This is a genomic window from Arabiibacter massiliensis (assembly GCF_902386925.1).
Taxonomy (GTDB): Bacteria; Actinomycetota; Coriobacteriia; order Coriobacteriales; family Eggerthellaceae; genus Arabiibacter; species Arabiibacter massiliensis.
Genome location: NZ_LR698996.1, coordinates 56,427 through 82,755 on the forward strand (window position 1 = coordinate 56,427; position 26,329 = coordinate 82,755).

Annotated in this window: 26 protein-coding genes; 20 read left to right on the forward strand and 6 right to left on the reverse strand. The window is 61.8% G+C overall.

The window, feature by feature from the left end; translation table 11 throughout:
• Positions 1 to 47 precede the first annotated feature (47 nt).
• Complete coding sequence (gene tagD / locus FX134_RS00240) at positions 48 to 440, reverse strand: glycerol-3-phosphate cytidylyltransferase (RefSeq protein ID WP_080796989.1); 393 nt, start codon at positions 438 to 440, stop codon at positions 48 to 50.
• Positions 441 to 589: 149 nt separating this feature from the next.
• Here tagD and FX134_RS00245 point away from each other — a divergent pair, with 149 nt between their 5' ends.
• Positions 590 to 1,828: an acyltransferase family protein gene (locus FX134_RS00245; protein ID WP_172623318.1), complete on the forward strand. Its 1,239-nt coding sequence runs from the start codon at positions 590 to 592 to the stop codon at positions 1,826 to 1,828.
• A gap of 37 nt (positions 1,829 to 1,865) precedes the next feature.
• Here FX134_RS00245 and FX134_RS00250 read toward each other — a convergent pair whose 3' ends face one another.
• The 4 genes from FX134_RS00250 to FX134_RS00265 all read right to left on the reverse strand — a co-directional run bounded on the left by FX134_RS00250 (position 1,866) and on the right by FX134_RS00265 (position 4,867).
• Complete coding sequence (locus FX134_RS00250; RefSeq protein ID WP_080796991.1) at positions 1,866 to 2,465, reverse strand: sugar transferase; 600 nt, start codon at positions 2,463 to 2,465, stop codon at positions 1,866 to 1,868.
• A gap of 16 nt (positions 2,466 to 2,481) precedes the next feature.
• Positions 2,482 to 3,699, reverse strand: a complete 1,218-nt coding sequence (locus tag FX134_RS00255; protein ID WP_080796992.1) for a DegT/DnrJ/EryC1/StrS family aminotransferase — start codon at positions 3,697 to 3,699, stop codon at positions 2,482 to 2,484.
• A 160-nt stretch (positions 3,700 to 3,859) separates the two neighbouring features.
• Positions 3,860 to 4,219, reverse strand: a complete 360-nt coding sequence (locus tag FX134_RS00260; RefSeq protein WP_080796993.1) for an Hpt domain-containing protein — start codon at positions 4,217 to 4,219, stop codon at positions 3,860 to 3,862.
• Between the two features lie 156 nt (positions 4,220 to 4,375).
• The gene (locus tag FX134_RS00265) at positions 4,376 to 4,867 is read right to left on the reverse strand and encodes a universal stress protein (RefSeq protein WP_080796994.1); all 492 of its coding nucleotides are present in this window, start codon (positions 4,865 to 4,867) and stop codon (positions 4,376 to 4,378) included.
• A 143-nt stretch (positions 4,868 to 5,010) separates the two neighbouring features.
• On the opposite strand from FX134_RS00265, the gene FX134_RS00270 reads away from it, so the two are divergent.
• The 3 genes from FX134_RS00270 to FX134_RS00280 all read left to right on the forward strand — a co-directional run bounded on the left by FX134_RS00270 (position 5,011) and on the right by FX134_RS00280 (position 7,864).
• The gene (locus FX134_RS00270) at positions 5,011 to 6,354 is read left to right on the forward strand and encodes a glutamine synthetase family protein (RefSeq protein ID WP_080796995.1); all 1,344 of its coding nucleotides are present in this window, start codon (positions 5,011 to 5,013) and stop codon (positions 6,352 to 6,354) included.
• Between the two features lie 14 nt (positions 6,355 to 6,368).
• On the forward strand, positions 6,369 to 7,043 hold the full coding sequence (locus tag FX134_RS00275; RefSeq protein WP_080796996.1) for a winged helix family transcriptional regulator: 675 nt from the start codon (positions 6,369 to 6,371) through the stop codon (positions 7,041 to 7,043).
• 617 nt (positions 7,044 to 7,660) lie between these two features.
• Positions 7,661 to 7,864 carry a hypothetical protein gene (locus FX134_RS00280; RefSeq protein WP_143412101.1) on the forward strand — a complete coding sequence of 68 codons (204 nt, stop codon included), beginning with the start codon at positions 7,661 to 7,663 and terminating at the stop codon, positions 7,862 to 7,864.
• 748 nt (positions 7,865 to 8,612) lie between these two features.
• Here the strand turns inward: FX134_RS00280 and FX134_RS00285 are convergent.
• Entirely contained in the window at positions 8,613 to 9,575 is a 963-nt protein-coding gene (locus FX134_RS00285) for a glycosyltransferase family 2 protein (RefSeq protein ID WP_197735956.1), read from the reverse strand.
• Positions 9,576 to 9,894: 319 nt separating this feature from the next.
• On the opposite strand from FX134_RS00285, the gene dltA reads away from it, so the two are divergent.
• The 16 genes from dltA to rsfS all read left to right on the forward strand — a co-directional run bounded on the left by dltA (position 9,895) and on the right by rsfS (position 26,287).
• Positions 9,895 to 11,433 (forward strand): D-alanine--poly(phosphoribitol) ligase subunit DltA, encoded by a 1,539-nt coding sequence (gene dltA / locus FX134_RS00290; RefSeq protein WP_172623319.1) that lies wholly within the window; start codon positions 9,895 to 9,897, stop codon positions 11,431 to 11,433.
• A gap of 12 nt (positions 11,434 to 11,445) precedes the next feature.
• A complete protein-coding gene (dltB, locus tag FX134_RS00295; protein ID WP_080796998.1) occupies positions 11,446 to 12,630 on the forward strand; it encodes a D-alanyl-lipoteichoic acid biosynthesis protein DltB in 1,185 nt (394 codons plus the stop codon).
• Positions 12,623 to 12,871 (forward strand): D-alanine--poly(phosphoribitol) ligase subunit DltC, encoded by a 249-nt coding sequence (gene dltC / locus FX134_RS00300; RefSeq protein WP_080796999.1) that lies wholly within the window; start codon positions 12,623 to 12,625, stop codon positions 12,869 to 12,871. Before dltB ends, dltC begins: the two co-directional genes overlap by 8 nt.
• Positions 12,872 to 14,059 carry a D-alanyl-lipoteichoic acid biosynthesis protein DltD gene (gene dltD, locus FX134_RS00305; protein ID WP_080797000.1) on the forward strand — a complete coding sequence of 396 codons (1,188 nt, stop codon included), beginning with the start codon at positions 12,872 to 12,874 and terminating at the stop codon, positions 14,057 to 14,059.
• Positions 14,056 to 14,217, forward strand: a complete 162-nt coding sequence (locus FX134_RS14500) for a hypothetical protein (RefSeq protein WP_172623320.1) — start codon at positions 14,056 to 14,058, stop codon at positions 14,215 to 14,217. Before dltD ends, FX134_RS14500 begins: the two co-directional genes overlap by 4 nt.
• Positions 14,218 to 14,341: 124 nt before the next feature.
• A complete protein-coding gene (gene polA, locus FX134_RS00310) occupies positions 14,342 to 16,969 on the forward strand; it encodes a DNA polymerase I (RefSeq protein WP_080797001.1) in 2,628 nt (875 codons plus the stop codon).
• 328 nt (positions 16,970 to 17,297) lie between these two features.
• Positions 17,298 to 17,678, forward strand: coding sequence for a 50S ribosomal protein L21 (gene rplU / locus FX134_RS00315; protein ID WP_080797002.1), 381 nt, complete (start codon positions 17,298 to 17,300; stop codon positions 17,676 to 17,678).
• An 18-nt stretch (positions 17,679 to 17,696) separates the two neighbouring features.
• Entirely contained in the window at positions 17,697 to 17,948 is a 252-nt protein-coding gene (gene rpmA / locus FX134_RS00320; RefSeq protein WP_080797003.1) for a 50S ribosomal protein L27, read from the forward strand.
• 152 nt (positions 17,949 to 18,100) lie between these two features.
• Positions 18,101 to 19,495 carry a GTPase ObgE gene (gene obgE / locus FX134_RS00325; protein WP_080797004.1) on the forward strand — a complete coding sequence of 465 codons (1,395 nt, stop codon included), beginning with the start codon at positions 18,101 to 18,103 and terminating at the stop codon, positions 19,493 to 19,495.
• Positions 19,492 to 20,631, forward strand: a complete 1,140-nt coding sequence (proB, locus tag FX134_RS00330; protein ID WP_080797005.1) for a glutamate 5-kinase — start codon at positions 19,492 to 19,494, stop codon at positions 20,629 to 20,631. Before obgE ends, proB begins: the two co-directional genes overlap by 4 nt.
• An 85-nt stretch (positions 20,632 to 20,716) precedes the next feature.
• The gene (locus FX134_RS00335) at positions 20,717 to 22,390 is read left to right on the forward strand and encodes an Eco57I restriction-modification methylase domain-containing protein (RefSeq protein WP_080797006.1); all 1,674 of its coding nucleotides are present in this window, start codon (positions 20,717 to 20,719) and stop codon (positions 22,388 to 22,390) included.
• The gene (locus tag FX134_RS00340) at positions 22,380 to 23,234 is read left to right on the forward strand and encodes a hypothetical protein (RefSeq protein ID WP_143412102.1); all 855 of its coding nucleotides are present in this window, start codon (positions 22,380 to 22,382) and stop codon (positions 23,232 to 23,234) included. The genes FX134_RS00335 and FX134_RS00340 overlap by 11 nt, the downstream gene beginning before the upstream one ends.
• Entirely contained in the window at positions 23,231 to 24,541 is a 1,311-nt protein-coding gene (locus FX134_RS00345) for a glutamate-5-semialdehyde dehydrogenase (protein ID WP_232050792.1), read from the forward strand. The genes FX134_RS00340 and FX134_RS00345 overlap by 4 nt, the downstream gene beginning before the upstream one ends.
• Positions 24,541 to 25,218, forward strand: coding sequence for a nicotinate-nucleotide adenylyltransferase (nadD, locus tag FX134_RS00350; protein ID WP_080797008.1), 678 nt, complete (start codon positions 24,541 to 24,543; stop codon positions 25,216 to 25,218). The genes FX134_RS00345 and nadD overlap by 1 nt, the downstream gene beginning before the upstream one ends.
• Entirely contained in the window at positions 25,215 to 25,853 is a 639-nt protein-coding gene (yqeK, locus tag FX134_RS00355) for a bis(5'-nucleosyl)-tetraphosphatase (symmetrical) YqeK (RefSeq protein ID WP_080797009.1), read from the forward strand. Before nadD ends, yqeK begins: the two co-directional genes overlap by 4 nt.
• Positions 25,850 to 26,287, forward strand: a complete 438-nt coding sequence (gene rsfS / locus FX134_RS00360; RefSeq protein ID WP_232050793.1) for a ribosome silencing factor — start codon at positions 25,850 to 25,852, stop codon at positions 26,285 to 26,287. The genes yqeK and rsfS overlap by 4 nt, the downstream gene beginning before the upstream one ends.
• Positions 26,288 to 26,329: the final 42 nt, after the last annotated feature.

A 26,329-nucleotide genomic window follows, 5' to 3' on the forward strand; every position in this document is an offset into this window, starting at 1 on the left:
GCGGCAAAACGGGCGCACCCCTGCATGATCAGTGCTTTCCTAAGGTTTTAAGCATTGAGATCCTCTTTAATCCGCGTTGTTGAGATCTCGGGGGTGCGAGAAAGGTATTTTACCTCGCACCCTTCTTCGCTTAGAAAGTCAAATTTCCCTTTCCAGTCATCGCCCATAACGAACGTATCAACGTGATACTCGTGGATGTCGGTTCTTTTTTGATCCCATGAGCATTCGGGTATGACGAGATCGACATAGCGGATGGATTCGAGGAGCATCTTCCTTTTCTCGTAGGGGAAGTAGCATTTCTTCTGCTTTTCGCTCCAGTTAAACTCGTCGGTGGACAATGCGACGATCAAATAATCGCCAAACTCCTTGGCCCTGCGAAGAAGATTTATGTGGCCGTAGTGTAGCAAGTCGAAAGTTCCGTATGTAATTACTCTTCTCATAGGGCTCCTCGATTTTGAAAGGTAACGAGATTCTATAGGCTAACATATAAAGCTGATCGCGGCATACGCTATGTCTGCAAACTACAGATTCATGCGTTTTTCGGTAGATCGAAGATAACGGGAGGTTAAGTCGAGTGATGGAGGGGAATATGGTGGATAAGCGGATGCCTCGGCAGTCGGGGCTTGAGCTACTGAGAATCTTGAGTATGCTTGCCATCGTTCTTTCTCATTTTTCGGTACATGGGCCTTGGACGGCTACGACAGATCCTTCGATGCGGTTCGTCCTTGATGCAATGCAGCTGGGTTCGCGTGCGGGCGTGGCTTGCTTCATCATGCTGACGGGTTACTTCCAAGTTTCCTCGTCGTTTAAAATCCGCTCGCTTCTGCGACTCCTCCTCGAAGTATGGCTCTATTCTTTCACCATCTTGGCGGTGGTTTTGCTGCTGGATTATCATGCAGTTGACTCGTCCGATATAATCGGTTCGGTGTTCCCTATTCTGACGGCCTCCTCGTGGTTCGTTCTTGTCTACGTGATCATTTACGCCCTCTCTCCTTTTCTCAATAAATTGGCAAGGGCGCTTTCTCGCGATGCGTATCGAGTATTCCTCGGGGTAGCGTTCTTCTTCCTCTCAATCTCCAAGACGCTGTTTGATACGCCTTGGATATCCTACCCCGTCACATGGCTGCTTTATTGCTATTTTCTTGCGGCATACTTTCGACTCCACCCGCTTTCTCTCACGACGAAGTCTATAGCGGGTGTGCTCGTCCTCTCGGTTCTCGCTCTTTTTGCGCCAGTTATTCTTTCGGGCCTTTTGCCGTCGTGGCTGTTCGAGTCTCGGGGATGGGGGCTGCAGGTGGTCTGTCTACTGGCAGGTCTCTTCGCCGCGGGCTATGCAGGCTTGCGGTTCTTTAAGCATGCGATTAATATGCGGATTGCACTCGTCGTATTCGTGGTTTTATGCGTTTTATCCCTTTGCATGGCAGGATTTCGGAATGGAACGCTTCAAGGCCAAGGCACATACTTCATGGAGATGTGGATGCTTCCTGATGCTGTGTTCTCGGCAGCGGCGTTCCTGCTGTTCTCTCGATTGAATCTAGGGTGTCATCCCGCCATCAACGCTGTGGCACGGACGGTCTTCGGGGTCTACCTCATCCATGACAACCCACTTGTTAGAGAGCGTCTGTGGGAAGCGCTTTCCTTTGTGCAGCCGCAGAGTGCCGCACGTTTACTGTTGGTGGGTATTGGGGTGGCTGTCTGCGTGTTCGTCATGTGCTCTCTCGTCGATGCGGCTCGAGCGCGTTTCTTGGAAAAGCCTTTCATGACGACTCTAGACAAGGGCGGGGTCTCCCGTATGCTTGACGGCGTCGACAAGGTGATGAACCAATGACACCGACGGAACTTGGCTTCTTTGGTTGCGATGGGAACTAGTCCTGCTCGCTTTCCACGTACACGCCTTCCTGCTTGAACACGGTGGCGATGGTCTTGAAGAAGATCTTGACGTCGAACGCGAAGCTCACGTTGTGCACGTAATGCACGTCCATGGCCAGGCGCTCGTGCCAAGGCAGCGAGTTGCGGCCGTAGGCGGCGGCGTAGCCGGTGATGCCGGGCTTCACGAGCAGCTTCTCGCCCTCGTCGCCCTCGTAGAGCAGCGTCTCGCGCTCGAGGTCGGGCCGGGGGCCTATCACGCTCATGTTGCCGATGACCACGTTCAGGAACTGGGGCATCTCGTCGAGGCTCGTCTTGCGCAGGAATGCCCCGACCTTCGTCATGCGCGGATCGTCCGGGCCGTTGTAGGTTGACCCGTCGGGCATGGTGAGGTCGGGCGCGTTCACCTTCATCGAGCGGAACTTGAACATCTTGAACTGCCGGCCGTTCTTGCCGACGCGTGGGGCGTTGTAGAACACAGGCCCCTTGTCCTCGAAGTAGATGCATGGCGCGATGACGATGACGAGCAGGAGCAGCAGCGGCATCACGAGAATGCCGATGACAAGGTCGAGGACGCGCTTGATGAAGTGGGCGTACATTCGGCTCGATCCCTCGTCAGGCCCGCTCGGCCACGTCGGCATAGGCGCGCTTGAGCGCCTCCACGACGTAGTCGATGTCGTCGTCGGAAAGCAGCGTGTGCAAGGGCAGCGTGATCTCGCCGCGGTACTGCTCGTAGGCGTTCGGGAAGTCCGCGATGTCGAAGCCGAGGTCGCGATAGGCGGTGAGCAGCGGCAGCGGCTTGTAGTGCACGTTCGTGGCAACTCCCGCGAGCGCCATGTGCTCGATGACGGCGTTGCGGAACGTCTCGTCCCTGCCGTTCAGGTGCACGAGCATGAGGTGCCCCGAAGAGGCGTTGCCCTCGTCGTAGTGGGCGAGCGTCGACACGTCGAGCTCGGCGAGGCCCGCTTCGTAGCGCTCGATCATCTCGCGACGCCGCGAGAGCATGCTCGGATAGCGCTTGAGCTGGGCGAGGCCCATGGCCGCCTGGATGTCGGTCATGTTGCACTTCCAGCCGGGGTACATGACGTCGTACTCCCACGCGCCCACCTTGTTCTTGGAAAGCGCGTCCTTCGTCTGGCCGTGCAGGCTCAAGAGCATGATCTCGCGGTAGAACGCATCGGAGTCGAAGCCGGCGTCGCGCCAGGCGAGCCCGCCGCCCTCGGCCGTGGTGAAGTTCTTCACGGCGTGGAACGAGAATGTGGAGAAGTCGGCGACCGATCCGCACGGGCGGCCGTGGAACGAGGCGCCGAGGGAATGCGCGGAGTCGGAGATGACGATGACGCGCTCGAAGCGCTCCTGCAGCTCATTGGCAGGCGTCCAGAGGCTCTTCGCGCTGTCGAGCGCGGCGAACAACCGGTCATAGTCGCACATGCGCCCGCCCAGGTCGACGGGGATGACGGCTTTCGTGCGCTCGGTGACGAGGCCGGCAAGCGCTTCGTAGTCCATCTCGAAGGAGTCGGGAGCCGTGTCGCAGAGCACCGGCGTCGCACCGACGTGGCAGATGGGCGAGCAGCTGGCGGTGTAGGTGTAGGCTGAGGTGATGACCTCGTCGCCCGGCCCTATGCCGAGCGCGCGCAGACAGCACTCAAGCGCTGCGGTAGCGGAGTTCAGGCAGGCGAAGCCGTCGGCGCCGGTGAACTCCTTGAGCTCGCGCTCGAGCTGCTTGGTCTTCGGGCCGGTGGTGATCCAGCCGCTGCGCAGCGCCTCGGCGATGGCTTCGATCTCATCTTCCCCCACATCGGGAGGGGAGAAGGCGATATGGCGATTCTGCATGGAAACCCCTTGTGCGTCGAATCGGTTTCAGTGGATTAACTGCTCAATTATACCGGGGGAGCGAGCGCGGTCAAATGATTCAACGGGGTCGCTGCAAAATTAGCGCCATTTTACTATGAAACGAGGTTTTGAAGCGGTAGGTACCCCGCAATCGGAACGCTTACCCCCGCAACCCCTTCACCGCCTCCATCACGGCGGCGTAGGCCTCGCGCGCTCGGGGCATGGCTTCCTTCGCGGTGGCCGCGTCCCCGTCGCGCAGCGAGTCGGAGATGACGCAGGCGGCTTGGAAGAGGTCGTAAAACGACAGGTTGCCGGAGACGCCCTTGAGCGAATGGGCGGCGCGATGGGCCTCGTCGAGGTGCCCTTCGGCCAAGGCGTTCTCGAGCGCCTCGAAATGCGGGTCGTCGAGGAACTTGAGGGCGAGCCGCTCGTAGAGGGCCCTGTTCCCGCAGAAGCGCTCCATGGCCTCGTCGTAGTCGATGACCCTGCTCGTCGTCGTATCGATGTGCTCAGCGGCCATGCCGGTCCCTTCTCGCGAAATCCTTGCCTCATGCCATGCGAGTACCGCAGTATAGCCATTCGGCCGGCGTCGGGGGCGACGCCGGCCGAATCTGTCACGCTCCCGTAGCAAACGGCGCGCGAACGGCCCGTTGACGGCTCGGCTGCCCGGCCGGGCCTACTCCTCGGGGGTCTTGGCCACGAGCACCGGGATCTCGGCCGAGCGCAGCACGCCGTAGCTCACGCTGCCGAGCATCCCGCGCAGCACGCCTAGGCCGCGCGAGCCCATCACGATGAGGTCGCAGCCGTGATCGCGCGCGTAGCCCGTGATGCCGTCCACGACGGAGGGCTCGTTCACCACGGCGATGGTCGCCTCGTTGGCAAGGCCGTCGAGTGCGCCGCCGATGGCCTCCTCCATGGAAGCCTTCTCGCGCGCTTCGGCGCCCTCGACGAGCTTGGCGTAGGTTTCCGGATCGATGACGAGCGACGGGGCGCTCTCGTAGGGGTTCGCGTCGAGGCCGGTCGCGGGCGGGATCTCGGAAATGTAGATCACGTCGATGACGTGCAGCTTGATGGCAGGATCCTCCTCGGCCATGCCGCGCGCGAGGGCGAGCGCGTGCTGGGCGTGCTCGGACTTGTCGAACGGAACCAGAATGTTAGAGAACTTCATGACGGCATTCCTCCTGGTCGTCGCTGATCTGACGGGTCGAGTATAGCACAGGGAGGTGCGTGCCGCCCCCAACGCCGAGCGGACGTGTTAACGAAACGGAAACGTGGCGGGGTATAATGATCCGTTGAGAGAAAGGACCGCCGATGACCGCGAACCCCGACCAGGATTTCGTCCTCAAAACCGTCAAGAGCCGCGATGTGCATTTCGTCCGCTTCTGGTTCACCGATGTGCTCGGCGCCATGAAGTCGTTCGCCGTCGTTCCCGGCGAGCTGGAAGACGCGCTCGCCGACGGCATGGGCTTCGACGGCAGCTGCATCGAGGGCTTCTGCCGCACGCAGGAATCCGACATGCTGGCCTACCCGGACGCCTCCACGTTCCAGGTGCTGCCGTGGCGCCCCGAGGCCAACGCGGTCGCGCGCATGTTCTGCGAGATCCGCACGCCCGAGGGGCGGCCCTTCGAGGGCGACCCGCGCCACGTGCTCGCGCGCACGGTGGAGAAGGCCCAGGAGATGGGCTACGTGTTCAACGTGGGCCCGGAGCTGGAGTTCTACTACTTCAAGGGGCCCGAGGGCACAGACGTGCTCGATCGCGGCGGCTACTTCGACCTCACGAGCCTCGACTACGCAAGCGACCTGCGTCGCGACACGGTGCTCACGCTGGAGAAGATGGGCATCCCCGTGGAGTACAGCCACCACGAGATGGGCCCCTCGCAGCACGAGATAGACCTGCGCTTCACCGACGCGCTGTCCATGGCCGACGCCGTGATGACGTACAAGCTGGTGGTGAAGGAGATCGCCATGAAGCACGGCGTGTACGCCTCCTTCATGCCCAAGCCCCTGGCCAGCGAGCCCGGCAGCGGCATGCACGTGCACCAGAGCCTGTTCGACCTCGACGGCAGAAACGCGTTCTTCGATCCGGGCGACCCGCTCGGCTACAACCTGTCGAGCGTGGCGAAGCACTACATCGCCGGCATCCTCAAGTACGCGCCCGAGTTCTGCGCCGTGACGAACCAGTACGTGAACTCCTACAAGCGCCTGGTCGCCGGCGGCGAGGCCCCCACGTACCTGTCGTGGGCGAGCCGCAACCGCTCCACGCTCGTGCGCATTCCGGGCTATCGGCCCAATCGCGAGGATGCCTGCCGCATCGAGCTGCGCAGCCCCGACCCGGCCGCGAACCCCTACCTCGCCTTCGCCGCGATGCTCGCCGCCGGGCTCAGGGGCATCGAGGACGAGCTGGAGCTCCAGCCGCCCGCCGAGGACCAGGACCTGTTCTCGCTCTCGCGTCAGGACCTGCGCCGCCAGGGCGTGCAGACGCTTCCCGAGAGCCTGGGCGAGGCGGTGGAGCTGTTCGCCTCCTCCGAGCTCATGCGCGAGACGCTGGGGGAGCACATCCACGACTACCTCGTCCAGGCGAAGCGCGCGGAATGGAACGACTACCAGTGCTCCGTGTCCGAGTGGGAGCGCGACCGCTACCTCGCGGTGCTCTGAGGGAAGGAGGGGCGATGCAGCGCAAGCTCGTCATATTCGTGGCCGACAGCCTGGACAACGCCCACAAGTTCCAGCAGGTGCTCGCGGGCCTGGATGTGGACGTGGCGGCGGGGTCGTCGCTGCAGTTCAAGAAGCTGCTGGCCCTGCATCCCGCGCACGACCTCGTCGTCTACGAGGCGCGCGGGGACGCGCTCGCCAACGTCGCGCAGGTGGAGGCGGCGCTCGCCGAGGACGGGTCGTGCCCGCTGCTCGTCATCGTGGAGCGGGGGCAGCTTGGCGAGTTCCGCCTTCCGGTGCAGGTGAAAAGCGATTTCGTCGTGCACGGCGCGTCGCCGGACGAGTGCGCGGCGCGCATCCGGCACCTTCTGTGGCCGGGCAACGAGAGCTCGACCTCCGACATCCTCGCCGTGGACGACATGACCGTGAACCTGGCCACCTATCAGGTGGACGTCGCAGGCGAGCCGCTCGACCTCACGTATTTGGAATACGCGCTGCTGGCCTTCCTGGTGACGCACCCGGGGCGGACGTATTCCCGCGACGCGCTGCTGAGGCGCGTCTGGGGCTTCGACTACTACGGCGGCTCGCGCACCGTGGACGTGCACGTGCGCCGCGTGCGCGCCAAGCTCGGTCCCGACCTCGCCCAGCACCTAGAGACGGTGCGCGGGGTGGGGTATCTCTGGAGCGCGTAAATCTGGCATCGATACGACGGTACACTTCCTGCCAGCCCAGAATGCCCAGCACTATGAAATAAGGGGCGTAAAGGAAGAGGTAGCGTGCACGGGCCTCGAATAGAGTGAGGAATACCGCTAGCATCAAAAGAGTGATCGCAATCGCACATTCGGCGCGGTTCGGCTTTTTGATCAGCCAGCACAGTACTATCCCTGCAAGGATGAAGAACCAAAGGACTTGGGAAACGGAGCGGAAAAGGAAGTTATCCTGGCCTCCGATTCCGTAATATCTGCTTGCGAGGGAGTTTGGATTGCTTACCTCTTGGTAGAAGCTTCCTTCTGCCTCCCATGCAAACGTACCGTCTCCGAAATTGGTCACAGTCTTTTTGAGAAGCAGTTTGGCGCTGCCCGTCGGGCCGAGATCCGAAACCCGACGCAACCACTCTTCGATGTTTGCCTTTTGTCGGGATTGCTTGTCGGGGAATGAAGCTGAATATCGGACATCGTCCCCCCAGTATATTCCTTTTGAGGCTGAATTGAATCCCATCATCAAAAAGTGGGTAGCGGAATAATTGCTCTCTTTATTGATGTCTGGGCCCGTCTGTTTTGCAAGTGTATTGAGCGATAAGGGTAAAATAATGGCAAGCGCCAAAGACGCGGCTATTCCGGCCATGCTTTTCATGCTGCTGCTTGGTGCTCCTTGCGTTAAACTACTTTTCATCTTTTGGATAAATCCTGGCAGGGACACGAGCGCAATTGCAAGCAAGACAAAAATTGCCGTTGGTTTGATCAAGTATCCCATCAGTGAGAAAGCTACTACGCCGAACAACTTCAAGAGATGATTTTTGATGCAGGTATAAAAGAACAGGACAAGGGAGGGACATAGCATTCCGAAGGTATCCGAATAAGGAACCGCTATCCATGGCGAGAGGCTGAGGTATACAGCACCAAGAGCCAAGGTCGCATATCCAACAGGCGCGCCTGCGAGTGACCTCGCCGCAAATGCGCTGAGAACTACGCTCGCCGTCACGCAGAGCGTTCCTGCTACAGTAAGAAAGAAGTAGGCATCAGAGAACCCCAAAAGTGACCCTACCCGGGCGATTGCTTTGAAGGCGGCAAGCAAGACCAGCTGGTTAGGATAACGGGAAAAGTAGTCCTCGTGGCCACTCTCGTTCATGAGCTCATCGATAATCACATGAACATCCCAGCCCGTTTTAAAGGAGATGCTATTCAGTAGGAATATCTGAAGAACAAAAAGTACAACACCGCTTGCGCAAACGATCAGCGAAAACCGTTCTTTGAATGCCTTTGACGAAAAAAAGGAGTAAAACCTTTTTCCGATAAAAAGCAGCAGTCCCCCCAAAACAGCGGCAGCTATGGCATAAGCCCAGTTGGAATTCGCGATTACGTCGACCTTGCAAGCGTAGGAGACGAAGGGTGCAAGAGTGAGCACAAGCAAGAGCGCTACGCTGAAACAGGCGAGGGTGATCTTCCAGCCAATGCGAGGAAGCGTCAGTGAGGACTCTGCGGCCGACTGCTTGGGACGAGCGTTCACTCGTCTGCGTGTTGGCTTGCGCGACGTGATCATACCTATCCCTTGTAATGACGAATTCGACGATTCCACGTTCGGTCAGCTATTTCGTACCGAGGGCGAGCCTTCGATTCCAGATAGATCTTTCCGATATATTCACCAACAACACCCAGACAGACAAGCTGGATTCCTCCTAGCAACAGGATAATGCAAGCGGTGCTTGCCCATCCTGAAACCGTGCTCCCCGCAAGATAGGATGCGATAACCCACAGCGTTCCTGCGAATCCCAAAATTCCTATTGCGATGCCTAGGCCGCTGACGACATGGATGGGTTTGATGGAAAGACTTGTGATGCCATCAAAAGCTAGGTGAAGCATCTTTCCTAGCGGATAGTGGCTCTCACCGGCCACTCTACTTGCCCTGCTGAAGCTTACCGTTGTGCTGGAGTATCCCACAAGGGGCACCAGCCCTCTAAGAAACAAATTTACTTCGCTGTACTCGGAAAGGGCGTTTAGGGCATCGACGCTCATAAGGCGATAATCCGCATGGTTAAAGACGGTTTCCACGCCCATCGCCCTCATGAAGCGATAGAAGCCTTCTGCTGAAAGTCTTTTAAAAGTCGAGTCGCTGCTGCGGTCGCTTCGGACTCCGTACACAACCTCATATCCTTCGAGGTATGACTCGACCATCTGCGAAATTGCATGTATATCATCTTGTCCGTCGCAATCGATGGTAATAGCAGCATCGCAATAACCCCGAGCTTCCATGAGTCCGGCAAGCAATGCGTTTTGATGGCCTCTGTTGCGACTAAGGGCGATGCCCTGGAAGTGCTCGTCAGACCCTGCGAGCGAGAGGATGATGTCCCAGGTTTCGTCTTTCGAGCCGTCATCGACGAAGACGATACGACTCTGGTCGCCCACCATGTCCTTTTCGATGAGTGAAGATAGCTCTTCGAGAAAGAGCGGGGCTGTGAGGGGAAGGACAACGCTCTCGTTATAACAAGGCACCACTATCCAGAGCACGGGCTTTGCAAGTATATATGGGGGGGGGTATCTTCTCTCATTGCTTGTGAACTCCTTGCAAAACCGCTTTCGGCAACACTTCAAAAACTAAAAGCATCTTATACTAACATTTCGCGTTCTATTGCGTGCTCAAAACGCCGACTATTCTTTCGCAGGAGCAGCCTTGAAGCGTGTTTCCGCCTGTCGGCGCTTAGTAATTCAAGATTTAATGTGGTTTGCTGATTTGCTTCGTGTCACTTAGATTCGTAAGTTTGTGAATGATGAATATTAAGCTATACTCAATCGTTTAGTGACCGCAATTGAGATGTGAGGAATGATCGTGCCCGAGGAGAGCAGGTTCTTGCGTGCCGTTGAAGCCATGTGCGACGCGCATCCCGACCGACTGGCGTTCGCAAATACGCGCAGGGGGGGGGGTGCCACTTATCGCGAGCTTCGTGACAAGTCGAATGCTTTAGCCGCGCACCTCTCCGAGCACGCGCCGGCGGGAAAGCCCGTCGTCGTGTACGGCCACAAGTCGCCGCTCATGCTCGTGAGTTTTTTGGCCGCGTTGAAGAGCGGGCGCGCCTACGCTCCCATCGATGTGGCGTACCCTGAGGATCGCGTGAACGATATCCTCGACCAGATCGGCCATCCCCTCGTCATCTCGACGGCCGACGACGGCTTCGTCGGCGATCCGTCGCTCGCCTCCGCCGTTCTGGAGCTCGACGAAGTCGAGCGCATCGCGCAGATACCGGCAGAGCCGGCCGATCCTGCCGCATGGGTGTCGGGCGACGACGTGTTCTACCTCCTGTTCACATCTGGCAGCACGGGGCGGCCCAAGGGCGTGCAGATGCCCAGTCGTTGCGTGGACGCCTTCATGGACTACTTCGTCACGCTTCTTCCCGACTGCGACTCGCAGGTGTGCTTCAACCGCGTGCCCTACACGTTCGACGTGAGCCTGTTCGATATCATCCCGGGCTTGGCGACGGGTGCCACGCTGTTCGCGCTCGAGAAGGAATGCGAGCAAAGCGCGGTTGAGATGTACCGTGCCCTCGGCGAAAGCGGCATGACCGTGTGGATCTCGACTCCCTCGTTCGTCGAGATATGTCTGGCTGACCCTCAGTTCTCGCGGGAGCTCCTCCCTAACCTCAAGACGATGATCCTCTGCGGCGAGGTGTTTCGCACTTCTGTGGCGAAGGCCCTGATCGAGAGATTCCCTTCGACGAATATCCTCAACACGTACGGCCCGACCGAGACTCAGGCGGTGTGCGACATCGTCGTCGACGAGGATGTCGCGCGAGGCTTCGACCCCCTGCCGGTGGGCTTCATGAGCTCGGGCATGGAGGCGTTCATCCTCGATCCGGAAAGCTTCGAGCCTGTTCCGACGGGCGTGGAAGGGGAGATCTACCTTGCCGGCGCCACGGTGTCGCTGGGCTATTACGGACGGCCCGACCTCACGGACAAGGTGTTCGTCGAGCGCGAAGTCGCGCCCGGCCGAACGCTCCTGTGCTACAAGACGGGCGACAAGGGCTTCCTCGACGAGGCGAGCCGCCTGTTCTGCCTGGGCCGCCTCGACTTCCAGGTGAAGCTGAACGGGTTCCGCATCGAGCTGGGCGATGTCGAGCAGAACATCAACGGCGTGCCGTACGTTGAGAACTCGGTGGTGCTGCCCGCCTTCAAAGAGGGAAAGCCCACCCATCTTGTCGCGCATGTCGTCCTGTCCGACCCCGATCTGCCGCGCACGTTCAAGACCGCGCAGATGCTGCGTCAGGATCTCAAGCATATTTTGCCCGAGTACATGCTGCCCAAGAAAGTCGTCTTCCACGAGGCCTTCGCGTTGAACACGAACGGCAAAGTCGATCGCAAAGCGCTCGCGTAGGAAAGGCGTCCGATGTCGTTTTACCTGCAACCGTCGTTCTTCATCCTGCTTGCCATTGCCGTCGTGCCGGCGGCTGTGCTCGGCTTCATGGGAAAGCGGATCAAGCGCTACGGTCTCGTCGCCTCGTGCGCCTTCCTCTTGCTTCTGTTCGGAAAAGACCCAGCCGGCCTGATCGCGTTCCTGCTGTTCCTCGCCATCGCCTTCGGGGCGACGTTCTGGGAGCTGCGCAGTTGGAAGACGGGCGAGAAGGCGCTCTGGAAGTTTCGCCTCGCCCTCGTTGCGGTGCTCGCACCGCTCGTCGTGTACAAGGTGGGAGCGGTGTTCGACCAGAACCTGCTCGGCTTTATCGGCATCTCCTACATCACGTTCAAGGCGGTGCAGGTTGTCATCGAGGTGCGCGACGGGCTGATTGAAGATCTGCCTCCCCTCGACTACTTGTACTTCCTCGTGTTCTTCGCGCCGTTCACCTCCGGCCCCATCGATCGGAGCCGGCGGTTCTCAGAGGACGCCAACCGCGTCTACTCGCGCTCGGAGTACGCCGATCTGCTCGCGCGGGGCATCATGCTTCTGCTTGCGGGCGCGGTCTACCAGATGGTGATCGCCACTATTCTGTTCACGCAGTTCACGCCCGAGGCGTTCGGCGACGCGTCGCTTGTCCATAACATGGCCGCCGCCGTCAAAGACGCCTACGCCTACGGGCTCTACCTTTTCTTCGACTTCGCCGGCTACTCGCTCATGGCCATGGGGGCGAGCTACTGCTTCGGCATTAAGACGCCGCGCAACTTCCGGGCTCCGTTCGCCGCGCTCGACGTGAAGGAGTTCTGGAACCGCTGGCATATGACGCTCTCGTTCTGGTTGCGTGACTTCGTGTTCATGCGCTTCACGCGCTGGGCCACGAAGCGCAAGGCGTTCGCCTCACGCCTCCAGACGGCGTGCTGGGGCTACATCGTGGACTTCGCGCTCATGGGCGCTTGGCACGGGCTGACTGCGGACTACCTTGTGTACGGCCTCTACTACGGCGTGCTCTTGGCGGCCACGGATGTGTACCAGAAGAAGTCGAAGTTCCACAAGGCGCATAAGAAGGATCTTTGGTACAAGGGGCTGCAGTGGGTGCTCACCATCAACCTGGTGATGCTCGGCATGTCCATCTTCTCAGGTCAATTGCATACGATTGTAGGAGGTTTGATTCATGGATAAGGCAGAAGTGGAAGAGAGGACCCTCGCATTGCTGGCGGAGATCTGCGATGACGAGGTGGTGTACGAGGAGCGCGACATCGACCTGTTCGAGGCGGGGTTGCTCGACTCGATGGCGGCCATCGAGGTGCTCGTGGGCATCGAGGACGAGTTCGGCGTGGAGATAGCCCCAACCGCCGTCGAGCGCGAGGAGATGAACTCGGTCAACAAGATCATCCACCAGATCGCGATCAGGGTGGGGTAGATGAGACGCTTGATCGCAGTTCTCTGCGCGTTCGCCGTCGCTTTGGGCGCGGGGGCTTGGTATGTTGCGAGCTCGCCCTCGGAGGCAGAGGCGCGACGTGCATTCGTGGATTCCCCTTTCTATGTGTTTCCTCAGCCTGTGGAGATTAACGATCTCGATGTGCTCTCCGAGCTCATCGAGGTGCGAGTTTCGCAAGGAGACAACCCCCGGCTTCTCATGGGGTCGTCAGAGCTAACCCGTCGCGATCCCTGTTCTTCGCATCCGACGCATTTTTTTGGTGAGCACAACTACGGCTTTGATACGATCTCGATCGGAGATGCAGGATTTCAGAGTTTATGGCAGGCTATGGAGGTGGGAGCCCTGAAGCACCTCGACGCGGTTCCCGGAAACAAGGTCGCTTTAATCGTCGGTATGCAATGGTTCTTCGGGGACGGATGTTCGTCGGAGGCGTTTCTTAACAGCTTCTCGGAAGATGCATATCGTGCCTGCATGGCCAACTCGAGCATCTCTGAAGAAACGAAGAGGGCTATCACCGAGCGTGCGTCGCAGTTGGGAAAAGATCGCGAGTCTTTGGAGCGCTCCTCTTCTAAGTTTTTCCCGGATCGTATCGATGCTGAGGTTGACGAGCTTTTCGGTAGCTCGGAAAAATTGGAAGAATTGAGACAGGCCGTGTCCGATAATACGCCTATTCCTGAAGGTCGGTTCGATCCCGCTTCCGAGCCTGACTGGGATGCCTTGATAGAGCTTTCCGTTGCCGAGGGGGAGTCGGCTTGCACCACAAACGACATAGGCGTTTTCGACGAATACTACGAAACGTACATCATGCCATGGCTTGAAGAAACAAAAGATATGCCGATACCTGAGCCGACGGCAGAATGGAGTCAAAAAGAACTCGGGGATTTCAAGCTTTACTTGCAGGTGTGCAAGGAGACGGGCATCGAACCTTTGATCATCATCATGCCTGTCAAGGGGATGTATTACGACCGGTCTATTCACAGTTACGAGAGCAGACAGATTTATTACGATATGATTCGCTCAACGTGCGAGCAGTATGGGGTCGAGTATGCAGACTACTCGGAGTACGAGTACGACACGTACTTCATGCGCGATGTCATGCACTTTGGGTGGACGGGCTGGGCTCACGTTGATCAAGCGCTCTACGAGTTCTTTGGAGGCGAGGCGTCGTGAAGCTGATCGAAAGCTTGAAAGCGTGGGTGCGAGCACATCCAAACGTCGAGGCTCTGTTGTGGTTCCTCGGGGCGATAGCATGCATCGCCATCCTCGTCTGGTTCTTCCTGCTTTCGGGATACGGCGAGCCTCCTGAGTTCGTGTACGAGCAGTTCTAAGCGCTTCGAGCGGGGCGGAGCACCTCCTTCCCGCTGATTCTCTGTTTCCCTCGCGGGCCTCGGGCGGGCGGGCGCGCCTGTGCACTATACTTTCCCGTCGAAACCTAGCGACGGAGGATGCCCCATGCCGAAGAAGATCGCCGTCATCGACGGCAACTCGCTCATGCACCGCGCCTACCACGCCGTGCCCCCCACCATGAACGCGCCGGACGGGCGGCCCACCAACGCCGTGTTCGGCTTCCTGGCCATGCTGCTGAAATTCATCGACATCGCCGGCCCCGACGCGCTCATCTGCGCGTTCGATGCGGGCCGCCCGGAATTCCGCATGCGCGCGATCGAGCAGTACAAGGCCCAGCGCCCGCCCATGGACGACGACCTCAAGGTGCAGTTCCCCATCATCGAGGAGCTCTTGGAGGCCATGGGAATCCCCGTGGTGCGCATCAAGGGCTGGGAGGGCGACGACATCCTGGGCACGGTGGCCGCGCGCAACGAGGGGCTGGGTTACGAGACGCTGCTCGTGACGGGCGACAAGGACGCCTACCAGCTGGCCAGCGACACGACGCGCATCGTCACCACCAAGAAGGGCATCACCGACGTGGCCATCTACGGCCCGGCCGAGGTGCTCGAGCGCTACGGCGTGACGCCTGCGCAGGTGCCCGACTACCTGGGGCTCAAGGGCGACTCCTCCGACAACATCCCCGGCGTGCCCGGCATCGGCGAGAAGACGGCCGCCAAGCTCCTGCAGCAGTACGGCAGCCTCGAGGGCCTCTACGAGCACGTCGACGAGCTCAAGGGCAAGCAGAAGGAGCGCATCGTCGAGAACAAGGACGCCGCCTTCGCGAGCCGCGAGGTGGCCACCATCGTGCGCGACCTCGACTTCCCGCTCGACCTCGAGGGGTGCAGCTTCCCCTCCTTCGAGCCGGAAGCCGTGACCGAGGCGTTCAAGAAAGTGCAGTTCAACGCTCATCTGAGCCGCGTGCTCAAGCTGGTGGGCAAGGAGCTGGAGAAGAAGGCCGCGCCCATCGCGTGGGAGCCCGTCGTCGCGGGCCCCGAGGCCGACGCGCTCGTGGACACGGCCATCGCGCGCGGCGAGTCGCTCGGCGTGGCGTTCGTGGAGCCCGAGCAGGCCTCGCTCTTCAACGCCGACCTCACCTGCGCGGTCGCCACCTCCCAGGGCACCGCGCTCTTCGAGGACGACGGGGGCCTCGCCGCCTTCGCGTGCATCGTGCGCGGCGCGCCGTTCGCCGCCCTCGACGTGAAGCAGGCGCTCCACCGCATCTACCCGGCCGACACCGCCGAGCCCGCACTCGTCGACGACGCCGACCTCATGGACATGCGCGCCTTTGACCTGGGCCTTGCCGGCTACGTGCTGAACTCCTCGGTATCCGAGTATTCCTTCGACGCGCTCTTGGACGCGTACTGCGGCGGCGTGCTGCCCGAGACGAAGGCCGAGGCCGACCTCGCCTGCGCCCAGGCCGCCGCCGCGCGCATGCTCGTGGGTCCGCTCACCGAGGCGCTCGAGCGCGACGGCAGCGCGCGTGCCTACTTCGACATCGACCTGCCGCTCGTGGCGGTGCTCGCCGTCATGGAGCGCACGGGCGCGGCGCTCGACTGCGACCGCCTGGCCGAGCTCGGCGCGTCCACGCAGACCGAGCTCGACGAGCTCAAGGTGCGCATCTTCGAGATGGCAGGGGAGGAGTTCAATCTCGACAGCCCCAAGCAGCTCTCGCGCATCCTGTTCGAGGTGCTCGGCCTCAAGCCCAAGAAGAAGAACCAGCGCGGCTACTCCACCGACGCCGCCGTGCTCAAGGAGCTGTGCGCCGACCACGAGCTGCCTTCTCTCGTGCTGCGCTACCGCGAGCTGGCCAAGATCAAGTCCACCTACATCGACGCGCTGCCCCGCATGCGCGCCGGCGACGGGCGCGTGCACACCTGCTTCAACGAGACGGTCACCACGACGGGCCGCCTGTCCTCCTCCGACCCGAACCTGCAGAACATCCCCGTGCGCACCGAGTTCGGACGGCAGATCCGCGAGTGCTTCGTGCCGCTCGAGGCGGACGCCAAGTTCCTCTCGGCCGACTACTCGCAGATCGAGCTTCGGCTGCTCGCGCACCTCTCCGGCGACGAGCACCTCGTGGCCGCGTTCTGCTCCGGCGCGGACTTCCACGCCGCCACGGCCGCGCGCGTGTTCGGCCTGGCCGTGGAGGACGTGACGCCGGAGCTGCGCAGCCGCGCGAAGGCCGTGAACTTCGGCATCGTGTACGGCCAGCAGGCCTTCGGCTTGTCGCAGAGCCTGGGCATCTCGTTCGGCGAGGCCAAGGACATGATCGACCGCTACTTCGAGGCGTACCCCGGCGTGCGCTCCTACCTGGACGCCACGGTGAAAGAGGCCAAGGAGAAGGGCTTCGCCGAGACGATGTTCGGCCGCAAGCGCCACATCCCCGAGCTGCGCGCCTCCAACGCCAACCAGCGCGGCTTCGGCGAGCGCACGGCCATGAACCACCCCATGCAGGGCAGCGCCGCCGACATCATCAAGCTCGCGATGGGCGAGGTGCAGCGCCGCCTCATGGCCGGGGGATTCCGGGCGAAGCTGCTGCTGCAGGTGCACGACGAGCTGGACTTCAGCGTGCCCGAGGATGAGATCGAGACGCTGTCGGCCATGGTGCGCGACGTCATGGAGAACATCGCCGAGCTGCGCGTGCCCCTCGACGTGGACGTCTCCTGCGGCGACAACTGGGCCGAGTCTCACTAGGGGTTTCAGGAGGCGTGGCAGGGGGGTAATTGCCACGCTCCCGGATGCGATAGGGGCTCGCAGGGTTTCCGTGAGCGTGGCAATTACCCCGTCCCCCTGTCACGCCTCCTGCGACTTTGCAGGACCTGTGTGGTTAGCGAAAAAAACATGCCACGCCGCCGCGTGTGGCTACGATTATCTGATACCATGCGAATGTTGTGCTTTGTGGAGGCACAGCGTCGGTAAGAGTGCGATGATACGCGGAGATTGTGCATACGATCACATTGACTTGCTACGGTCCCGCTGGTAAGCTATCGCCTTGCGTTTTATTTCATACAAGGAGACACTCATGTACGCAATCGTAAAAACGGGCGGCAAGCAGTACAAAGTCGCGCCCGGAGACAAGCTGAACATCGAGAAGCTCGATGCCGCCGTGGGCGACAAGGTCGAGCTCGAGGCCATCTGCGTGGTCGACGGCGCGAACGTCGAGGCTGACCCCGCGAAGGCCGCGGCCACGAAGGTCACCGCCATCGTGCTCGAGCAGTTCAAGGGCGAGAAGCAGCTCGTCTTCAAGTTCAAGAAGCGCAAGAACTACAAGAAGCTGCGCGGCCATCGCCAGCAGCTCACGCGCGTTCAGATCGAGGCCGTCGGCGCGGCGAAGGCTGAGAAGCCGGCTGCCAAGAAGGCCGCGAAGAAGGCCGAGAAGCCCGCGTCCGAAGACGCCGAGTAAGCAGAAGGAGGGAACACCATGGCTCACAAGAAAGGTCTCGGTTCCAGCCGTAACGGCCGCGATTCCCACGCGCAGCGCCTCGGCGTGAAGATGTTCGCCGGCCAGACGGTCAAGACGGGCAACGTCATCGTCCGCCAGCGCGGCACGCACATCCATCCGGGCGAGAACGTCGGCCGCGGTAAGGACGACACGCTGTTCGCCCTCTGCGACGGCACGCTGGAGTTCACGAAGGGCGTCAAGCACAAGGTCCACGTGCGTCGCGAGGCGTAAAACCGCCTCCCTTCGAGGCTGCCACACCTTGTCTGTTTTTGCATGCCCCCTGTATTGCAGGGGGCATGTTTCATATACAATCGCGATGGTGCGGTTTTGACGGCCATCCAGGCGCTCCCCGACGGAGCGGATCGAAATAGAGGTACATCCACGTGTTCATCGACAAAGTGAGAATCCATGTGAAGGGCGGGGACGGCGGCGCCGGCTGCATGTCGTTTCGCCGCGAGGCCCATGTGCCGAAGGGCGGGCCCGACGGCGGCGACGGCGGCCACGGCGGCAGCATCGTGGTGGAGGCGGACGCGAGCCTGTCCTCCCTCATCGAATACCGCTTCAAGCACCACTTCAAGGCCGAGCGCGGCACGCACGGCAAGGGCAGCCGCATGCACGGCGCCACGGGCGAGGACCTCGTGCTGAAGGTGCCGGTGGGCACCGTGGTGCGCGAGTACTTCGAGGACTCCAGGGAAACCGGCGAGCTCATCGCCGACCTCACGTGCGACGGCGAGCGCGTCGTCGTGGCCGAGGGCGGCACGGGCGGCCGCGGCAACATCCACTTCGTCACGTCGACGCGCCGTGCGCCCGCGTTCGCGGAGCTCGGCGAGCCCGCGCAGGAGGGCTGGATCGAGCTCGAGATGAAGCTCATGGCCGACGCGGCGCTCGTGGGCATGCCGAGCGCGGGCAAGTCCTCCCTCATCGCGAAGATGAGCGCGGCCCGTCCGAAGATCGCCGACTATCCGTTCACCACGCTCGTGCCGAACCTCGGCGTGGCGCGCTCCGGCGATCTGAGCTTCGTGGCCGCCGACATCCCCGGCCTCATCGAGGGCGCGCACGAGGGGCGGGGGCTGGGACATGAGTTCCTGCGCCACATCGAGCGCACGGCCCTCATCGTGCACGTGGTGGACCTGACGGGCGACTACGAGGGGCGCGACCCGCTCGAGGACTACGACGTCATCAACCGGGAGCTCGCGCTCTACGCCGACGAGCTGGCGGCGCGCCCGCGCATCGTGGTGGCGAACAAGATCGACGTCGCCGGCACCGAGGAGGCGGCGGAGCGCCTCGCGGCGCGCGTGCGCGCGGACTCCGTCGCGGCCGCGGGCGGCGACGAGTTCGCCCCGAGCCCCATCGATCCCACGCTCTACCGCATCAGCGCGCTCACCGGCGAGGGCGTGGACGGCCTCAAGGCCGCCATCGCGCGCAAGGTGCACGAGCTGCGCGAGGAGGCGCGCGCCGAGGCCGCGTCCGACGTGCAGTACGACCACGTGTGGGAGCACAAGCGCGCGCTGCGCGACAAGCAGTTCAAGGCGGTCAAGCTCTCCGAGGGCATCTTCCGCGTGTCGGGCCCGCAGGTGGAGCGCATGGTGGTGCAGACCGATTGGGAGAACGAGGAGGCCATCGCCTTTTTGCAGCATCGCCTGAAGCGCCTGGGCGTGGAGACGGCGCTCGAGCGCGCCGGCGCGGTGGACGGCGATGAGATCCGCATCGTAGGCCGGGCGTTCGAGTTCGAGTCGGCGCGCACGGCGGAGGACGCGTACAAGGAGCTGGACCTGTGACGAAGACGGAAGAGGGCGCGCGCGGGAAGCGCCTGGTCATCAAGATAGGATCGTCGACGCTCACCACGTCGGAGAGCAAGATCGACTACGGCTACCTGGCCGAGGTCGCCGCGCAGATCGCCCAGGCGAAAAAGGAGGGGTGGCGCCCGATCGTGGTCACCTCGGCGGCCATCGCCTGCGGCCTCGAGCGCCTCGGCATCGAGAGGCGCCCCCACGACATGCCGAGCCTGCAGGCGGCGGCGTCGGTGGGGCAGAGCGCGCTTTCGACCGCGTACGCCGAGGCGTTCGCCGCGCACGGCATCGTGACCTCCACGGTGCTGCTCACGCGGCGCGACACGGCCGACCGCCGCGCGTACCTGCATGCGCGCGACACGTTCGACCGGCTGCTCGCGCTCGGCGTGGTGCCCATCGTGAACGAGAACGACACCATCTCGGTGGAGCAGATCCGCTTCGGCGACAACGACACGCTCGCGGCCCTCGTCGCCTGCCTCGTGGAGGCCGACCTCATGGTCATCCTCTCGGACATCGAGGGGCTCTTCGACGCGAACCCGCACTTCGATCCGGAGGCGAAGCTGATCCGCCGCGTGGAGGCCGTCGGCCCCGAGATCATGGCCGTGGCGGGCGGGGCGGGCACCACCGTCGGCTCGGGCGGCATGATCACGAAGATCAAGGCCGCGCGCGTGCTCATGGTGGCGGGCATCCCGATGGTGGTGTGCGACGGCCGGCGTGCCGGCGCCATCGTGGACGCGGCGCGCGGCGAGGACGTGGGCACCCGCTTCGTCGCCGCGCGTAAGCCCCACGAGATCACGCCGAAGAAGCTGTGGATCGCGCTCGGCGACGCGGCGCACGGGGCGCTCGTGGTGGACGACGGCGCGAAGGCCGCGCTCACGGGCCGGGGCAGCTCGCTTCTGTCGGTGGGCGTGAGCGCGGTGGAAGGCCGCTTCGAGGCGGGCGACGTCGTGGACATCAAGGACGGCGCGGGCCATCTGTTCGCCCGCGGCAAGGTTGCGTTCTCATGCGACGAGGCGGCGCTCGCCATCGGGCGCACGCGCGCCGAGCTGCAGGGCAACCGGCTGCTCGCGAGCCTGGCCGACAAGCCGCTCGTCCACCGCGACGAGCTCGTGGTGTTCGAGTAGGATAGCGCTATTTGCATGCTAGCTCGTGATAATACTGTTGTATAATGGAACAAATATTCGGTTTATTTGATTTCGAGGAGACACGATGCCTTACGGTTCCTCTCTTAGTGTAAACGAGGATTCTCAGCATAATCGAAAAAAGCGCGGTGCTTATTTCACGCCTCGTCTTCTCGCGGACTATATTGCTTCTTGGGCTATTCGTTCCAGTTCAGAACGAGTGCTGGAGCCTGCATGTGGTGAAGCGGTTTTTCTGCTGGCGGCTCTCGATCGCCTTGTTTCCTTAGGGGCCGATATCGAGAGCGCTGGAAACTCTGTCTGCGGAATAGAGATCCACGATAAAAGCGCTCAAGCCGCTAAGAAGCAGTTGGCTGCATGTGGGTATAGCTGCTCAATTGAGCTCGGGGATTTTCTTGGAACGAGAGCTTCGGGGGAGTTTGGTGCGGTCATCGGAAATCCTCCTTATATTAGGTTTCAGGCGGTTACCAGTTCGCAAAGGGCTGCGATCGAGAAGATATCTGCACGCGGCAAAGTAAAGATGAGCGCACTTTCCTCCACTTGGGCTCCTTTCGTTGTGCAATCAGCTTTATCGCTTAAACAAGGCGGTCGGCTTGGGCTTGTGTTGCCGGCAGAATTACTGTCCGTCAATTACGCAGCCCCCATCAGGTCATTTCTTCTGAATTCTTTTGCTTCTATACAGCTTGTGACGTTCGATGAGCTCGTATTTCCCGAAGTGCAGGAGGAAGTTGTCATTCTCTTGGCCGATGGCTACCTGTCGGGCGAAGCGCACGTGATAAAGTGGCGTCAGTGCTCCGATTTGTCTGATTTGAGGTCTTCGTCTCTCGTTGACTACGTGCCGTCTTCTCGCGACGATCGCTGGTCTGGCTTATTCGCGTCTGGGAGCGCTCTTGGGTATTTGAAAGGGCTTTTAAGCTCGGGGGCTTTTGTTCCTCTGGAGACTTGGGGGAAGATATCGCTCGGCGTTGTGACGGGCAATAATGGATTCTTTGCTCTTTCGGATGAACAAGCCTCTCTCTGCAAAATGGACGCAGACGACTATGTGCCACTGTGTCCGCCAGGTTCGAAACATTTGCGATTTCTGGATTTCTCGGAAGAGGATTACGCTCGCTTGAACGATGAGGGGTATAAAACAAAATTGTTTTATCCTCGAAACGAGGCTCTGTCCTCGGCTGCGACGGAGTATGTGAATACGGGAATTGCTCAAGGAGTCCATCATGCCTATAAATGTCGCAAACGGTCTCCTTGGTGGCGTGTCCCCGTCGGCGATGCGCCCGATGCGTTTGTCACGTATATGAACTCCTATGGTCCGAATATTTGCTCAAACAGTGCAGGCGTCATTGCGCTCAATTCTTGCCATGGCCTTTATTTTAGAGAGGAGCGCGCTGATCTCGGTCGGGAGCTTCTTCCTTTAGCGTGTATGAATTCTGCAACGTTCTTTGGTTCGGAGATTGTTGGAAGGGCATATGGCGGCGGAATGCTCAAGCTGGAGCCGAAAGAAGCATCCGGTTTGCCGGTACCCTCGATGGAGGTGATTCTCGAATCTGCCGAGAGGCTGCGTGCTATTAAACCCTATGCTTTGCAGCTCATGAGGCAGAGAGATTATGATGCCGTGGTTGATCTGGTTGACGCGATCCTGGTTTCGGCGCTTGAAGGAGAGTGCGGCTTCGCTCAAATGGCTTCGAGCTGCACAATGATGCGCTTGAGAAGGAAGAGAAGGGGAGGAGGCTGTCGTGTCGTCTGATTCTTGCAAAAAGTACGAAGAGCTGATACTGGCATATTGGGAAGAAAAGGAGTCGGATAGCGCTTCTCGTGTTTACTGGAACGAGAGCGGTGAGCCTCTTCTCGAGCTAGCTTTGCTCGAGCGGCTTCTTTCAAAATCGGCTGCGGATTGTGACACTGTACGATCCGGCGGACTGGCGAAAGCGCTCGATATGTGGATAGCGGAAGAATTGCGCGCTGCTGGTTTTGACGGTGAAGCTGTATGGCCGAGACTGCACGCTCCTCGCGTGCTGGATCCTTCGGTTCTGCGGTTCATCGGCACCCTCAATGCGGCTGCGGCAGAAGCTTGCTGCAAGGCTTTGCCTCGATATGCAAGCTCCAATGCGAACGTTCTTGGCTCTGCGTATCGAAAGCAGGTCGACGTCGGCTTGTCTTCTTGGATGACGGGGCCGGAAATTCTGATTTCCACCAAAACGATGGGGTCGTCCTTTGGAAAAAATCTCGCGAATCGTTTTGAAGAGGCCTATGGCGATGCCAAAAACCTTAAAGGAAGACATCCTCTTGCAACCTTGGGATTTTTCTTCTTAGTCAATGCGGATATAGTTGACGAGGCCAATAGCTACGCCAAAGCTATTTCTATGCTTGAAAAATTACAGATGGAGGTTGACGCGTACGACGTCGTATGCCTCATGTTGGCCGATTTCGGCCAGCCGGGTTCTGTTCGGGTATCGGAGTCGAACAAGTTAGTGCCAAAACACCTTTCGGCGGGCCATTTCTTTTCTGAGGTGGTCTCGCTGACCCTGTTGAGAGCGTCTCTCGATTCTCATGAGCTTGCAAGAGCCAAAATGCTAAAGGGTGTTCAATGATGAAGACGAACACCGAACATTGCCCAGAGGTGGGGTCTGGCGCCGTGCGCGAGGAGGTGCGGCGCATCGCGCAGGCCGCGAAGGCGGCGAGCGGGGCGCTCGCGCAGACGAGCGCCGAGGAGCGCGACGCGGCGCTTGGGGCCATGGCGGCGGCGCTGCGAGCGCATGCGGCGGACATCATCGCGGCGAATGCGGAGGACGTGGCGGCCGCACGCGAAGCCGGGACTCGGATGAGCCTCATCGACCGCCTCATGCTCGACGAGGCGCGCATCGAGGCCATGGCGGCCGCGCTCGAGGATCTTGCCGTGCTGCCCGACCCGCTTGGGCGCGTGCAGGAGGCGCGCACGCTCGACAGCGGCATCGAGCTTACGCGCGTGAGCGTGCCGCTCGGCGTGGTGGCCGTCGTCTACGAGGCGCGCCCGAACGTGACGGCCGACGCGGCCGGCATCTGCCTGAAGTCCGGCAACGCGGCGGTGCTGCGCGGCGGGAGCATGGCGGCGGCCTCCAACGAGGCGGTGGCGCGCGTGCTCGCCGACGCGGCCGAGGCCGCCGGCATGCCGCAGGGGTGCATCGGCCTCGTGGCCTTCACCGACCGCGCGGCCGCCGACGAGCTCATGCAGCTGCACGGCGTGGTGGACGTGCTCATCCCGCGCGGCGGCGCGGGCCTCATCCGCCGCTGCGTTGAGAACTCGAAGGTGCCGGTCATCGAGACGGGCACGGGCAACTGCCACGTGTACGTGCACGAGAGCGCCGACCTCGCGAAGGCCCGCAGCATCGTGCTCAATGCGAAGTGCCGCCGCTTCGGCGTGTGCAACGCCGCCGAGACGCTGCTCGTGGACGCGGGCGTCGCCGAGGCGTTCCTGCCCGGCGTCATGGCCGACCTGCGCGAGCGCGACGTCGTCCTGCATGCCGACGAGCGCGCGCTCGCCCTGGCCGCGGCGAGCGGCGTCGAGGCCGTTCCCGCCGTCGAGGAGGACTGGGCGACCGAGTATCTGGCACCCGAGCTGGCCGTGCGCGTGGTGGACGGCGTCGACGAGGCCATCGAGCACGTGAACCGCTACTCCACCAAGCACTCCGAGGCCGTCGTGGCCGAGGACGAGGCGGTCTGCGAGGCTTTCCTTGCGCGCGTCGACGCGGCGGCGGTGTACGCGAACGCCTCCACGGCGTTCACCGACGGGGCGCAGTTCGGCCTCGGTGCCGAGATCGGCATCTCCACGCAGAAGCTGCACGCGCGCGGCCCGTTCGCGCTCGACGCCCTCACGTCGTACAAGTACGTGCTGCGCGGCTCGGGGCAGGTGCGCGCGTAGTGGCTGTTATCTGCGAGCGCTTCGACGACCTGGGGCGGGACGGCCGCCCGGCCCGCCTCGGCATCATGGGCGGCACGTTCGACCCCATCCACATCGGGCACTTGGCCACGGCCGAGCAGGCGCGCGAGGCCTACGGGCTGGACGCGGTCGTGTTCGTGCCGGCGGGCATTCCCGTGTTCAAGAAGGATCGGGCCGTCACGCCGGCGGCCGAGCGGCTGGAGATGTGCCGGCTGGCCGTGGCGAGCAATCCGGCGTTCTGCGTGAGCCCGATAGAGATCGAGCGCGGCGGCGACACCTACACGGTGGACACGCTGCGTCAGCTGCGCGCCCACTATCCCGAAAACGTGGAGCTGCGCTTCATCACCGGCGCCGACGCGGTCTATAACATCGTGAAGTGGCGCGAGAGCGCGGCCATCGCCGACCTCGCGCGCCTCATCGCGGTCACGCGTCCCGGCTACGCGCTCTCCGACGAGCGCCGCGCGTTCATCGAGGGACATGGCAACTACGCGATCGACTACCTCGAGGTCACGGCGCTTGCCATCTCGTCGAGCGATCTGCGCGCCCGCGTGGCCGGGGGCAGGTCCATCCGGTACCTGACGATGCAGGTCGTCCTCGACTACATCCGGGAGCACGGCCTGTACCGCACGGCCGCAGACGGCGAAGGAGGCGCGCGATGAAGGGCGACGAGGCGCTGTCCCGGGAGTTCTACGAGGCGCGCGAGCGCGACCTCGCGCAGAGGCTCGGCCGCCGGCGCTTCGAGCATACGCTCGGCGTGGCGGATATGGCCGCGCGCCTGGCGCGGCTCTACGGGGTGGACGAGCGCAAGGCGCGGCTGGCGGGCCTTCTGCACGACTGGGACAAGAGCTACGACGACGAGGGCATCCGCGCGCGCGTGCGCGAGCTGGGATTGGCGAGTGACCCCTACGTGTTCGAGGAGATGCCCCAGCTGCTGCACGGGCCCACGGCGGCGGCCGCGCTCGCCCGCGCGTTCCCGTGCCTGCCGCGCGACGTGGTGCAGGCCATCGAGCGCCACACGGCGGGTGCGGTGGGCATGACCGACCTCGATATGGTCGTGTACGTGGCCGACGCGCTGGAGCCGGGGCGCGACTACTCGGGCCTCGACGAGATACGGGCCCTCGCGGGCCAGGTGCCGCTCGAGGAGCTGTACCTGGCGACGTTTCGGCAGGTGTTCATGAACCTGGTGGAGCGGCGCAAGCGCATCCATCCGCAAAGCATCGAGATATGGAACCATTACCTGGCCCGCGCGAGGAACGCGGCGGGCGGCAAGGAAGAATCGAAAGGAACAGCGTGAGCGAACCGAAGAACAAGCAGGACGAGACGACTTCCCGGGAGCGCGCCCTCATCGCGGCGCGCGCGGCCGACGGGAAGAAGGCCACCGACATCATGGTGCAGGAGGTGCGCGACCTCATCGGCGTGACGGACTACTTCGTCATCGCCACGGCGGCGAACAACCGCCAGGTGGAGGCCATCGTCGATGAGATCGAGGAGGCCGAGCGCGAGCAGGGAGGTTGCAAGCCGCTGCACCGCGAGGGCACCCAGGACGGCACATGGTCGCTTCTGGACTACGGCGATATCGTCGTGCACGTGTTCCAGCCCGAGACGCGCGAGTACTACCGCCTCGAGGCGCTGTGGAACGACGCGCCGGTCATCGACCTGGCGGCGGAGGCCGGCCTCACCGAGCTCGAGTACTCCGACCGCATCGCGAAGCTGCTCGGCCGCGCCTGAGTCCTCCGCCGGGCAAAAGCACGTAAAGGCGACGGGGCTTCG